Origin of the sequence: Winogradskyella haliclonae (assembly GCF_014635865.1) — a bacterium.
In the GTDB taxonomy this organism is placed as follows: domain Bacteria; phylum Bacteroidota; class Bacteroidia; order Flavobacteriales; family Flavobacteriaceae; genus Winogradskyella; species Winogradskyella haliclonae.
This window is the reverse complement of the sequence record NZ_BMDQ01000001.1, coordinates 1259741-1273503: the sequence shown is the minus strand read 5'-3', so window position 1 is coordinate 1273503 and position 13763 is coordinate 1259741. Positions and strand designations below refer to the sequence as shown.

Annotated in this window: 11 protein-coding genes; 8 read left to right on the top strand and 3 right to left on the bottom strand. The window is 33.0% G+C overall.

Annotated elements, in window-relative coordinates; translation table 11 throughout:
• The first annotated feature begins 70 nt into the window (after positions 1 to 70).
• On the top strand, positions 71 to 529 hold the full coding sequence (locus tag IEV10_RS05720) for an XrtF-associated fRMsr-like GAF protein (protein WP_188373725.1): 459 nt from the start codon (positions 71 to 73) through the stop codon (positions 527 to 529).
• Positions 530 to 537: 8 nt separating this feature from the next.
• Here IEV10_RS05720 and IEV10_RS05715 read toward each other — a convergent pair whose 3' ends face one another.
• Positions 538 to 1791 (bottom strand): ABC transporter permease, encoded by a 1254-nt coding sequence (locus IEV10_RS05715; protein WP_188373724.1) that lies wholly within the window; start codon positions 1789 to 1791, stop codon positions 538 to 540.
• Positions 1792 to 1936: 145 nt separating this feature from the next.
• Here IEV10_RS05715 and purH point away from each other — a divergent pair, with 145 nt between their 5' ends.
• From purH to rodA, 6 genes are all read left to right on the top strand, one after another.
• Complete coding sequence (purH, locus tag IEV10_RS05710) at positions 1937 to 3466, top strand: bifunctional phosphoribosylaminoimidazolecarboxamide formyltransferase/IMP cyclohydrolase (protein WP_188373723.1); 1530 nt, start codon at positions 1937 to 1939, stop codon at positions 3464 to 3466.
• A gap of 170 nt (positions 3467 to 3636) precedes the next feature.
• Positions 3637 to 4665, top strand: a complete 1029-nt coding sequence (locus IEV10_RS05705) for a rod shape-determining protein (protein WP_188373722.1) — start codon at positions 3637 to 3639, stop codon at positions 4663 to 4665.
• Between the two features lie 9 nt (positions 4666 to 4674).
• On the top strand, positions 4675 to 5496 hold the full coding sequence (gene mreC / locus IEV10_RS05700) for a rod shape-determining protein MreC (RefSeq protein ID WP_188373721.1): 822 nt from the start codon (positions 4675 to 4677) through the stop codon (positions 5494 to 5496).
• Between the two features lie 16 nt (positions 5497 to 5512).
• The gene (locus IEV10_RS05695) at positions 5513 to 5992 is read left to right on the top strand and encodes a rod shape-determining protein MreD (RefSeq protein ID WP_308694145.1); all 480 of its coding nucleotides are present in this window, start codon (positions 5513 to 5515) and stop codon (positions 5990 to 5992) included.
• Positions 5989 to 7920, top strand: coding sequence for a penicillin-binding protein 2 (mrdA, locus tag IEV10_RS05690; RefSeq protein WP_188373719.1), 1932 nt, complete (start codon positions 5989 to 5991; stop codon positions 7918 to 7920). Before IEV10_RS05695 ends, mrdA begins: the two co-directional genes overlap by 4 nt.
• On the top strand, positions 7917 to 9197 hold the full coding sequence (gene rodA / locus IEV10_RS05685) for a rod shape-determining protein RodA (RefSeq protein WP_188373718.1): 1281 nt from the start codon (positions 7917 to 7919) through the stop codon (positions 9195 to 9197). Before mrdA ends, rodA begins: the two co-directional genes overlap by 4 nt.
• Before the next feature lie 53 nt (positions 9198 to 9250).
• Here rodA and IEV10_RS05680 read toward each other — a convergent pair whose 3' ends face one another.
• On the bottom strand, positions 9251 to 11881 hold the full coding sequence (locus IEV10_RS05680; RefSeq protein ID WP_188373717.1) for a valine--tRNA ligase: 2631 nt from the start codon (positions 11879 to 11881) through the stop codon (positions 9251 to 9253).
• A gap of 186 nt (positions 11882 to 12067) precedes the next feature.
• Between IEV10_RS05680 and IEV10_RS05675 the strand changes: the two genes are divergently transcribed.
• Positions 12068 to 12496, top strand: a complete 429-nt coding sequence (locus IEV10_RS05675; protein WP_188373716.1) for a DUF1573 domain-containing protein — start codon at positions 12068 to 12070, stop codon at positions 12494 to 12496.
• A gap of 30 nt (positions 12497 to 12526) precedes the next feature.
• Here IEV10_RS05675 and IEV10_RS05670 read toward each other — a convergent pair whose 3' ends face one another.
• Complete coding sequence (locus tag IEV10_RS05670; protein ID WP_188373715.1) at positions 12527 to 13735, bottom strand: retropepsin-like aspartic protease; 1209 nt, start codon at positions 13733 to 13735, stop codon at positions 12527 to 12529.
• Positions 13736 to 13763 lie beyond the last annotated feature (28 nt).

Genomic DNA, 13763 nt, shown 5'->3' with positions numbered 1-13763 from the left:
TGTTAAATTTATAGAATTGGAATTTGAAAGTAGCACTTTTTAGATATTTTTACCAAAATTTTTATTGAAAATGACATTTAAAGAATTAAAACCTGAAATAACTACCATTACTTCTAACACATTAATAACTGTTGATGAGAGACTTTTAAAAATCTGCGAATTACTAGAAGAGAACATAGTATATTATAATTGGGTAGGGTTTTATTTTAAAAACGGTGACAAGCACGAATTAAAGCTAGGGCCTTATGTGGGTGAGCCAACGGACCATACAATTATTCCATTTGGAAAAGGCATTTGTGGACAAGTTGCTGTTAGTAATAAGAATTTTGTAGTACCAGATGTAAAAGCCCAAGACAACTATATCGCATGTAGCATTACTGTAAAAGCTGAAATTGTTGTACCAATTTTTGTCAATGGTGAAAACATAGGTCAAATTGATATAGATTCTAATACTGCTGACCCATTTACAGAAGCTGATGAACGTTTTCTAGAGTTTGTTTGTAAAGAAGTGTCGAAGCTATTAGATTAAACGCATTACTACATACCTGTTCTAATGGCTTCAACAGGATCTAAGCGAGATGCTCTCAATGCTGGGATTACACCAGATATTAACCCTATGAGCGAAGAGATAGAGCAGCCAAGGAAAATATTTTGAGGCGAAAGCACAAAATTAAAATCTTCGGTAATACTATTGGCAAATAATGTTCCTAACCAAACCATTAAAAGTCCAACAATACCACCAACAATAGCCAAGATTACCGCTTCAAATAAAAATTGAAATAGTATAAATTTGTTCTTGGCTCCTAATGATTTCTGAATCCCTATAAGATTGGTACGTTCTTTTACGCTCACAAACATAATATTAGCGATACCAAAACCGCCTACAAGTAATGAGAAAATACTAATCATCCAGCCAATAAAATTCATACTACCAATAATACCATCAATGGCAGCTTTAAGACCTGAAATAACACTTATAAAAAAGGTGTTAATTTCATTTGGTTTGAGTCCGCGGCGGTTACGCATTATTTGTGTGACTTCTGCTTTTAGCTCATCAATATCAGAATCTGGTTTAGGTTTTATAATAACAATATTATTAATGTTACGGTTATTATCACCATATCGGTTTCTTACAAAATTTGCCGGAAGAAAAATAGACACATCATTACTATCGCCAAATAACCCGGAGCCTTCTTTTTTAACCACACCAATTACCGTAAACTTTTGACCATAAAGCCGAATACGTTTCCCTATAGGTTCTAAATCTCCAAAAAGTGAATTGGCGATTTCATCACCAATAACAATGACTGGCTTTCCTGAATTAGATTCGGACTCATTGTAAAACCGACCTTTTGAGAATTCTAATGTTTGTATATCTGCAAATTGGTGAGATACCACAACCGTATTGACATTACTCACAACTTCTGATTCGTATCTAACACTTTCTGGTCGCACAAATAGTTGATAAGCCACGTGCTCCGCTCCTGTAAGATTATCTTTTAAATAATTGTATTCCGTGAAATTTACCTTATCAAACTGTTGACGCTTCCACCTCGGTACATCTGTAGGACCAAATGAAAAACGTGCCAAGTACATAGTATTACTATCTAATGAACTTAATTGTGATTTAATATTTCTATCTAAAGAATCTACTGCTGCAAGTACAGCTATAATAGAAAAAATACCGATAGTAACACCTAGCAACGATAAGAATGTACGTAGCTTATTATTACGAAGTGCATTAAAAGCAAAAGAAAAACTCTCTCTTAATAGTCTTAAATAGACAAACATTTAGGGTTGATTTTATACAAATGTAAATATAAGACGTTGTCAACAATTATATGTTACAAAAAACTTAAACAAAGTGTTTTTTTAGGTCTTCTTTTTTTAGAGTTATGAGTATTTTTATGCCTTTCAAATTTCACAACACAACACCATGAGCAACAAAACCATTTCATCAGCGCTAATTTCTGTATTTAGTAAGGATGGCTTAGAACCAATCGTAAAAAGACTTAACGACCTTGGCGTCACTATATACTCTACTGGAGGTACTGAAAAATTCATTAAAGATTTAGGTATTAATGTCGTACCAGTAGAAGATGTAACTTCTTATCCATCAATACTTGGCGGTCGAGTAAAAACCCTACATCCAAAAGTTTTTGGCGGCATCTTAAATCGTCAAAATCATGAAGGTGATGTTGCAGAACTAAAAGAATTTGAAATACCACAAATAGATGTGGTTATAGTAGACCTATATCCATTTGAAAAAACTGTTTCTTCTGGAGCAAGCAACCAAGATATTATAGAAAAAATTGATATTGGAGGTATTTCATTAATTAGAGCAGCTGCAAAAAATTATGCTGATGTTACTTGTGTGTCTTCTGTTGATGATTATGCCGAATTTTTAGAGCTTCTAAACTCTAAAAATGGTGAAACTTCAGAAGAAGATAGAAAAGGCTTTGCCGCAAAAGCATTTAATATTTCCTCAAATTACGATACTACTATTTTCAACTATTTTAACAAAAATCATGAGTTAGCGACTTTAAAAATTAGTGAAACCAATGGGAAAATTTTGCGTTATGGCGAAAACCCACACCAGAAAGGGTTTTTCTTTGGTGATTTTGACGCTATGTTTACGAAGCTTCACGGTAAAGAATTAAGCTATAATAACCTTTTAGATGTTGACGCTGCGGTAAACTTAATTTTAGAGTTTAAAAATGAGGCACCAACTTTCGCTATTTTAAAACACAATAATGCTTGTGGTTTTGCGCAGCGCAATTCTATCTATCAAGCCTATGTTGATGCATTGGCTGGCGACCCAGTTTCTGCGTTTGGAGGTATTTTAATTTCTAATACTGAAATTGATAAAGCAACAGCAGAAGAAATTCATAAACTCTTTTGTGAAGTTGTTATCGCACCTTCTTTTAGTGATGATGCTCTGGAAATTTTGAAAGGAAAGAAAAATAGAATTCTTTTAATTCTTAACGATATTGAACTTCCTGAGACTACCGTTAGAACATGCTTAAATGGCGCTTTAGTTCAGGAAAGAGATGCAAAAACAGATACTAAAGAAGATTTAAAAACTGTTACTAAATCTGCGCCTTCAGATTCAGATATTGAAGACTTAATTTTTGCTTCTAAAATTTGCAAGCACACAAAATCTAATACCATTGTTTTGGTTAAGAATAAACAATTATGTGCCAGCGGAACAGGACAAACCAGTCGTGTTGATGCACTTAACCAAGCCATACACAAAGCACTATCGTTTAATTTTGATTTAAAAGGTGCAGTCATGGCTAGTGATGCATTCTTCCCTTTTCCTGATTGTGTAGAGATTGCAGATAATGCAGGTATTAAAGCTGTAATTCAGCCTGGTGGTTCTATAAAAGATGAATTAAGCATCAATTATTGCAATGCTAATAATATGGCTATGGTATTCACAGGAACACGTCATTTTAAGCATTAGAATTTATTTTAAAACAGAACTATTTTGAACAAATTTTTAAGGTTTTAAAATGCTTCAAAAAAAAAGTGTGCAATAAACGTCCATAACGCTAGAAATACCGTATAATTTATTACATTTACGTACAGCCAATAATTTAAGAGAATACACACCCCAAAATATTATAATAACGCATGGGATTTTTTGACTTCCTAACTGAAGAAATAGCCATTGATTTAGGTACCGCAAACACATTAATTATTCACAATGACAAAGTTGTTGTCGACAGTCCATCGATTGTTGCTAGAGATAGACTTACTGGAAAAATAATTGCAGTTGGTAAAGAAGCCAACATGATGCAAGGTAAAACGCATGAGAATATCAAAACGATTCGTCCTCTAAAAGATGGTGTAATTGCAGATTTTGATGCTTCAGAGCAAATGATAAACTTGTTTATTAAAAATATTCCTGCCTTAAAGAAAAAACTTTTTAACCCTTCACTACGAATGGTAGTTTGTATTCCTTCTGGTATTACTGAAGTTGAAATGCGAGCAGTAAAAGAATCTTGTGAACGTGTTAATGGTAAAGAAGTATATCTCATTCACGAGCCAATGGCTGCAGCGATTGGTATTGGAGTAGATATTATGCAACCTAAAGGTAACATGATTGTTGATATTGGTGGTGGTACAACAGAGATTGCTGTAATTGCGCTTGGAGGTATTGTTTGTGACAAGTCTGTTAAAGTTGCTGGTGATGTATTTACAAATGATATTATATATTACATGCGTACACAGCACAACTTATATGTTGGTGATCGCACTGCTGAAAAAATTAAAATACAGATTGGTGCTGCTACGGAAGACTTAGATTTACCGCCAGAAGACATGAGTGTTCAAGGACGAGATTTGTTAACTGGTAAACCTAAGCAGGTACAAATCTCTTATCGTGAAATTGCAAAAGCATTAGACAAATCTATTTTAAGAATTGAAGATTCTGTAATGGAGACTTTATCCCAAACACCTCCAGAATTAGCTGCTGACATATACAATACAGGTATTTATTTGGCTGGTGGTGGATCTATGCTTAGAGGTTTAGATAAGCGTTTATCTCAAAAAACAGACTTACCAGTTTATATTGCAGAAGACCCTTTAAGAGCTGTAGTTCGTGGCACAGGAATTACTCTAAAAAACCTAGCAAAATATAAAAGCGTATTGATTAAATAGAGTTAAATAATGCAGCAAATTTTCAATTTTGTAATTAGAAACAAAACATTTCTATTGTTTTTATTACTATTTGGTATTGCATTATCCCTCACAATACAATCCCATTCTTATCACAAAAGCCAATTTATAAACTCTGCTAATAGTTTAACTGGTGGTGTTTACGGTACTGTTAATAGTATTGGGCAATATTTCGATTTAAAAGAACAGAATACCATTCTTGTTAAAGAAAATAAGACGCTTCGGGAAGCACTTCTCAATACAGTTAAAACGTCGCATGATACCGCAATAGATTCTAGTCTCATTGATAAAAGATTTGAAATTGTTTCTGCAGAAGTTTATAAGAACAGCTATAATTCTCCAAATAATTATTTAACAATTAATCGAGGCAAACGAGATAGTATACAACAAGATTTTGGCGTAATTACTTCAAAAGGAATAGTTGGCATTATAGATAATACTTCAAATAAATTTTCGACTGTTCTTTCAATATTAAGTAAAAAAAGTAGAATCAATGCTAAGTTAAAAACATCAAACCAGAGTGGCTCGTTAAAATGGGATGAAGCTTCTCCTTATAAAGTACAACTAGAAGATGTTTCAAAATTCGCAAATGTAACTATAGGAGATACTATAGTTACTGGTGGGCAGTCTGCCATATTTCCTAAAGGCCTTGGTATTGGTGTCGTTGAAAAATATACCATAGACGCTAGCGGGGATACTTACGTTATACAGGTACGATTGTTTAATGATATGACCACTTTACAACATGTATATATTATTAAAAATAATGATATCGAAGAATTAAAAACCTTAGAAGCCTTAAATAATGAATAGCAGCTTGGCTTCAAATATGATAAGGTTTATTATTTTGCTATTAGCACAAGTAACTATTTGCAACAATATTAACTTACTAGGCTATATTAATCCTTATATCTACGTTATATTTATTCTATTATTTCCAGTAAAGAGTAATAGACTATTATTCTTAATTTTAGCTTTTAATTTGGGGCTTCTTGTAGATATGTTTCTAGATTCTGGTGGCGTACATGCAGGAGCCTCTGTCTTTTTAGCATTTGTAAGACCTGTATTTTTAAAATATGCCTTTGGGACTTTGTACGACCATCAAACATTAAAGTTTGGTAATTCAGAATTTGGGGCTTTAATAATGTATGTTAGTGGTTGTGTTATTTTCCATCATCTCATTCTATTTTATCTTGAAATTTTTAACATTTCTCAGATAATTCTTTTATTAAAAAAAGCGTTATTTTCTAGTATTTTCACAGTATCTCTAAGTCTGTTACTTATTTTACTATTTAGGCCTCGCAAATGAGAAAACTATTACTCTTATCGCTTGTTATTATTGTTGGTATAGCTTTTATTTCAAGACTATACTATCTTCAGGTTTATGAATCAAAAACATACAATCCATTAGAAGATACAGCTATACGAAAAGAGTTTACTTATCCAAAGCGTGGTTATGTTTATGATAGAAACGGTGAGCTTTTAGTTGCCAATCAGCCATCTTATGATGTTATGGTAATTCCACGTGAAGTTGAACCTCTTGATACTCTAGAATTTTGTTCATTATTAAAGATTACAAAACAGGATTTCATAAAAACCTATAATAAGGCAAAAAACTATTCTCCAAGATTACCTTATGTTTTCTTATCTAATCTATCAAAAGATGATTACGCTGTATTGCAAGAAAAAATGCGAAAATACGATGGGTTTTATATTCAAAAACGCTCCATAAGAACCTATCGCAAAACTATTGGTGCTAATGTTTTAGGAGACATAGGAGAAGTAAACCAAGTTATTATAAATAGGGATGCTTATTACGCAAAAGGCGATTTAATAGGCAAACAAGGTGTAGAGAAAACTTATGAAAAAACACTTCGAGGTATTAAGGGCATAAAATTTATTCAAAAAGATATATTTAATAGAGAAATTGGCCCCTATCAAGGTGGTGCAAATGACACAATTGCCAAACCCGGAAAAGACATTACCATAACTATCGATTCCAAATTGCAAGAATACGGTGAGCTTTTAATGACTAATAAACGTGGTGGTATTATAGCTATTGAACCAAGTAGCGGTGAGATATTAGCTATGGTTTCTGGCCCAACTTATAACCCAAATTTATTAGTTGGTAGGGATCGTTCAAAAAATTTCACTAAGCTATATAATGACAGTCTTTCACAGCCTTTATTTGACCGAGGTCTGCAAGCCATGTATCCTCCAGGTTCACCTTTTAAGACCATAAATGCATTGATAGCATTACAAGAAGGCGTTGTATCTCCAAATGAAAAATTCTCTTGCGCATTGGGATATAAGTATGGAAATCGTAAAATGGGATGTCATGTGCATCGCAGTCCAGCTAATATGAATTTAGGCATTTACGAGTCTTGCAATGCTTATTTTGCTAATGTCTATAGAAGAATTATGGATAAATACGATTCTTCTGAAAAAGCAATGAATAATTGGAGTAATCACGTAAAAAGTTTTGGTCTTGGCAATTATTTAAATAATGATTTGTCGGTTGGTCAGCCTGGAAAAGTACCAACTTCTAAAACTTACGACAGAGCCTATGGTAAAGGCAAATGGTATACAACTTTTTCGATGTCAAATGCTATTGGTCAAGGTGAAGTTTTAGCAACACCTATCCAACTAGCCAATTTAGCTGCTACAATTGGCAACAGAGGGTTTTATTATACACCACATATTATTAAACAAATTGAAGATGATACCATTCCATCAAAATTTACAACACCAAAATACACCACAATAGATAAGCAGCATTTTGAACCTGTAGTGCAAGGTATGTTTGATGTATATAATAAAGGAACAGCTAAATATGTTAAAGTTCCAGGAATTGAAATCTGTGGTAAGACAGGAACCGCTGAAAATTTTGCCATTATCGATAGTGTAAAAACACAATTGACAGATCACTCAATTTTTGTGGCCTTTGCACCAAAAGACAATCCTAAAATAGCCATTGCTGTTTTTATTGAAAACGGCTATTTTGGGAGTCGTTTTGCAGGTAAAATGGCAAGCTTAATGATTGAAAAATATCTTAAAAATGAAATTTCTAGAACAGATTTAGAAAATTTTGTACTTAAACATTCTCTTGAGCACGAATACCAAAAACCTTATTCTGGAGAACCTTTTAAAATAAATAGAGAGACGACTTTAGAGATTATTCCTGAAGAAGAATTTGAAGCACTTAAATATCTAAAAGCGAAAATTGACAGCAAATGATAAGGGAAAATCAAAAACGCTATAGATTCGATTGGATAATAATCATTGTTTATCTGCTGTTAGTTGGCTTTGGTTACATAAATATTATGTCTGCTTCTCACACAGGTGAAATCACTAATTATTTTGACATGAGTCAGTCATACGGAAAGCAACTTGTTTTTATTGGACTTTCAATTATTATAATCATTTTGATTCTCTCTTTTGAAGCTAAATTCTACGAACGTTTTTCTAGTATTATATACATTGTAGCTATTCTATCTTTATTAGGGCTCTTTATTTTTGGAAAAGATATAAATGGTGCGCGCTCATGGTATGGTATTGGGAGTATGACCATTCAACCTAGTGAGTTTGCGAAGTTTGCTACTGCTTTGGCTGTAGCCAAACATATAAGTGATATACAAACCAATCTTAAAACTATAAAGGATCAACTAAAAGCTGTAGCCCTAATTTTTTTACCCGCTTTATTAATACTGCTTCAAAATGATGCAGGAAGCACATTAGTTTATGGAGCTTTCTTCTTTGTGTTTTATCGTGAAGGTTTACAGCAAATCTATGTTTTAATTGGCTTTTCTTTAATTTTCTTGACTGTACTTGCTTTAAAGCTTGGTATTACTATAACTGTATTATCTACAGCAATTATTGTTTTTGGGCTATATTTTTTAAAACGAAAAAAGAGAGCCACCTTGCTCCAACCAATTGCTATTCTTCTAATTGCTACTGTATTTGCTTACGGTGTAAAACTATTTTATAATCATGGCTTAAAACCACATCAGCAAAATAGAATTAGTCTTTGGTTACGATTAGAAAAGGACCCTGCCAAGTTAGAGTTAATGAAAAAACGTGAAGCCTATAACCTAATTCAGTCAGAAGAAGCCATTAGCTCAGGAGGTTTTTTTGGCAAGGGTTTTATGCAAGGCATACGCACTACAGGCAAGTTTGTACCAGAACAAGACACCGATTATATTTTTAGTACTGTAGGTGAAGAATGGGGATTCCTTGGTTCTAGCTTTGTTGTGATTCTCTTTATGATACTCATTGTTAGAATTCTTTACCTATCTGAGCAACAAAAATCTCAATTTAGCCGTGTTTATGGTTATGGTGTTGCCTCAATACTCTTTGTGCATTTTACCATAAATATTGGTATGGTCATGGGCTTAATACCAACGGTTGGGATTCCTCTACCATTTTTTAGCTATGGTGGTTCTGGGCTTTGGAGTTTTACTATTTTGCTTTTTATTTTTGTAAAGCTCGATAGTAATAAGATTAATGAATGGTAAAAAAGCCTAACATTAAAAATAAAAGACTTTTATATTCTAAAGTGTACTGATATCTAATTTAAACTCTCTAAACTTTTCTCTATAGTTTCTATCTTAGCTAAGGCATCAGCTTCTTTCTTTTTTTCTGAAGCTACAACTTGCTCTGGTGCATTGTTTACAAAACGCTCGTTGGACAGTTTTTTCTGCACAGATTTTAAAAAGCCTTGCGTATAGTTTAACTCTTCAGTAAGTTTCTTAATTTCGTCTTCTACATTAATGGCACCAGCCATTGGTATAAAATACTCGTTAGACTTTACTCTAAATGTCAACGCGCCTTCAATAGGTTTATCTACAATTTGTAAGTCTGATATGTTGCCCATTTTAGCAATTACAGAGTTGTAAGATCCATCTAAATTTTCATTATTAATTACAGACAATTCTATAGCATCTTTAAAAGCGATATTCTTTTCTTTTCTAATAGTTCTTATCCCTGAAACCGCTTCTTTTACTAGTTCAAAATCTTCAATTATTTCAGAATCAAAAGCTTTTATTTTAGGATATCTTGAGATAATTAAAGCTTTCTCAGGCGTTCTCTCTGCCATAAACTGCCAAATTTCTTCTGTTAAGAATGGCATAAACGGATGTAATACTTTAAGGTTATCCTCAAAAACTTCTATTATTGCATTGAATGTTTTTGCGTCTATTGGTTGGCCATAGGCAGGCTTAACCATCTCTAAAAGCCATCCGCAGAAATCGTCATATATCAACTTATAACTCGTCATTAATACATCAGACAAGCGATACTTACTATAGTTATCTTCCATATCGGCTAATGCCTTTTGAAATCTCGCTTTGTACCAATCTAATGCTAATCTTGATGATTCTGGCTGATCAATATCTGCAACTTCCCAACCTTTTACTAGTCGGAAGGCATTCCAAATTTTGTTAGCAAAGGATTTCCCTTGATTACATAATTCTTCATCAAACATTAAATCATTACCAGCAGCAGAACTTAATAGTAAACCAACTCTTACACCATCAGCACCATAGTTTTCTATTAACTTTAAAGCATCTGGAGAGTTCCCTAACTGCTTAGACATTTTTCGTCTTTGCTTGTCTCGGACTAAACCAGTAAGGTATACATTTTCGAAAGGTCTTTTTCCTTTATACTCATAACCAGCAATAATCATACGTGCTACCCAAAAGAATAAGATATCTGGTCCAGTAACCAAATCATTTGTTGGATAGTAATAATTAATTTCTTCATTTTCAGGATTACGAATTCCATCAAAAACACTAATAGGCCATAGCCATGAGCTAAACCAAGTATCTAATGCATCTGGATCTTGACGAAGGTTATCAGCAGTTAAATCTTTGTTACTCGTTTTTACTTTAGCAAGTTCAACAGCATCTTGGATATTTTCAGCGACTACAAAATCTTCTTTACCATCTCCATAATAATATGCAGGTATTTGCTGTCCCCAACGTAACTGACGTGAGATATTCCAATCACGTATATTTTCCATCCAGTGACGGTAGGTGTTATTAAAACGTTTTGGATGCAGCTTTACATCTTCAGTTTCTAAAACAGCTTCAAGAGCAGGTTGTGCTAAATCTTTCATCTTCAAAAACCATTGGTCAGAAAGTCTTGGCTCTATAATAGCCTTAGTTCGCTCAGAAATACCAACACGATTGGTATAATCTTCAATCTTCACAATAGCACCAAGGGCTTCAAGCTCTTTTACAATTTCTTTACGTACAACAAAACGGTCTTTGCCTTCGTAATGTAAACCGTAAGAGTTTAAAGTAGCGTCTTCATTAAAAATATCAATGACATCCAAATTATGAGTTTCGCCCAGCACTTTATCATTTTCATCGTGAGCTGGAGTTACCTTAAGACAACCTGTACCAAACTCTACATCTACATATTCATCTTCTATAATTGGAATAACTCTATTATTTACTGGTACAATGGCTTTCTTACCTTTAAGATTAGTATGCCTTTCGTCATTAGGATTAATACAAACAGCCGTGTCTCCTAATAAAGTTTCTGGTCTTGTTGTAGCAATAGTTAAAACCTCATCAGAGCCTTCAACTTTATAATTAATATAGTATAGTTTTCCTTGTTTTTCGATATACTCTACCTCTTCATCTGATAATGTAGTTTTAGCTTCAGGGTCCCAATTTACCATACGATACCCTCTGTAAATCATGCCTTTATTGTATAAATCAACAAAAACCTTGATTACAGCTTCGGACATATCATCATCCATAGTGAACTTGGTTCTATCCCAATCACAAGAACACCCCAACTTCTTTAATTGCTCTAATATAACACCGCCATACTCATGCGTCCAATCCCATGCGTGTTTTAAGAACTCTTCACGAGTTAAATCATTTTTGTTAATACCTTGCGCCTTCAATTTAGCAACAACCTTTGCCTCAGTAGCAATAGATGCGTGGTCCGTTCCTGGAACCCAACACGCATTTTTACCCAATAAACGTGCACGACGTATTAAAACATCTTGAATAGTGTTATTCAACATATGTCCCATATGTAATACTCCTGTAACATTTGGTGGAGGAATTACAATAGTATAAGGCTCTCTTTCATCAGGTTTTGACTGAAAAAATTTGTTTTTCATCCAATAGTCGTACCATTTACTTTCTACACTTGAAGCACTATATTTTGAAGGAATTTCCATTTTCTGGTATCGTTTTTGCTAATAACCTACAAAAGTACTTATATTTCTTTTTTTGAAGAATAAATGCGGAGATAATGTGCTTAAAAAGTGTATATATTGTTAAATAGTTATGTATTACAACGTATTAATTTTGATGAGAAACAAAAAGTACATAGTTTTGAATAGATTAATTTAATTATAATAGTGATGAAAAAAATAATTACAATTTTATTTATTGGCGTGATGAGCTTGGGTTTAAACGCTCAAGATAAGAAGGTTGCGAAAATTGAATTTAAAACTACGACAATAGATTACGGAACAATTGAAAAAGGCGCAGATGGTGTTCGTACATTCGAATTTACAAATACTGGTAATGCACCACTAATTATATCTAGTGTAAAATCTACTTGCGGATGTACAGTTCCTAAGAAACCTAAAGGTCCTATTATGCCTGGTGAAAAAGGAGAGATTGAAATAAAGTATGATACAAAGAGAGTAAACCCAATAAGAAAAACAATTACTGTTATCTCTAATGCTGATACACCAACGGTGGCTCTAAAAATCAAAGGTCTCGTGATTGACCCTAGTAAGACTAGTGTTTTAGAGAAGAAAAACAAAAGCTCTGTTGAGCAATAAAGAAATGACTCTATTTTTTAATTAGAGCCTTCAATTGGAGGGCTCTTTTTTTTGGAATACATCATCCAATTTAAACTTGAATGACATTATTTTTCCATTCCTATCCACTCTAATTCTTAAAACTGTTCCTTTTTTATCGTAAAGAAATTCATTTATATCATGCAATGTCATACTATTTGTTTGTCGACCATTTAATCCTATTACTGCATCACCTATTCTTATACCAACCTTACTAGCATTAGAATTTTCTCTTAATTCAACAACTTGAAAAGATGGTTTTAATACAAAAGAATATCTGTCTACTAAATCAACTCCAACATCTACCTCCCGCCCATAACCATCCTGTCTTACTTTATTTTTGAGCTCTTTTACAACTCTAAAGCCATTTTGTTCTATAGTTATACCACTATTATTATAGTAGAATGGTAATTTAAAATTACCATTCTTCTTTAGCCATAGCCGTCCTCTACTATAATCAAAAAATAAATTAAACCTTTTAAGAATATTGCCTGACACACTTCCATTTCGTTCTTTAAACTTTCGTGCAATAGTAAGAGATGTAGAATCTGGAAAAGCTACATTAACATTATATAGATTGAATGAATCAATATTAAAAGTCTCAACTTTAGATCTGACTCCATAAACTGCACCACTTAATCCTTTTCCTAAGAAATCTCTAAATCTTTTTTCTGAGGGTATATCAATATCCTTACGACTCTTCTCAAATAACCAAAGCGCATCACTACTACCTGTATCAATGAGAAGTTTTACAGGTATTTTATTAGAATTTAAACTTACAGAACCATTTAAATAAGGCTTTCTGTCAATTATTTCGATTGGCAAATTTTTCCATTTAGACAATTTTCTTGCTTTGAAAAACTTAGATTTGTGTAATCGAATATATTTAGAACTATAATTAATCTCAACAACAAAATCTTTAAATATATCATATCCAATTATACCATGAACAGGAATCCCTAATCTTGATGTAAAATTAATAGTTGGATCAAATACCAAGGAAACATCTCTATTAATGGCTATAGCTTCTCCTATCTTAATTATATTCCCTTTGGATTTTACAGCTGGTATAGTACCGTTACTTCCTAAACCTCTTAAATAAGCACGTTCTCTATTTTTAATCAGTAAAGAATCCATATTTACCAGATTGAAAAGTATAGGGCGACTAACTCCCGTATCTAAAACAAAAGACAATTTAATACCATTAAGCTCAACAGGCATAACAATTATATTATTTATAAGCTGAAAT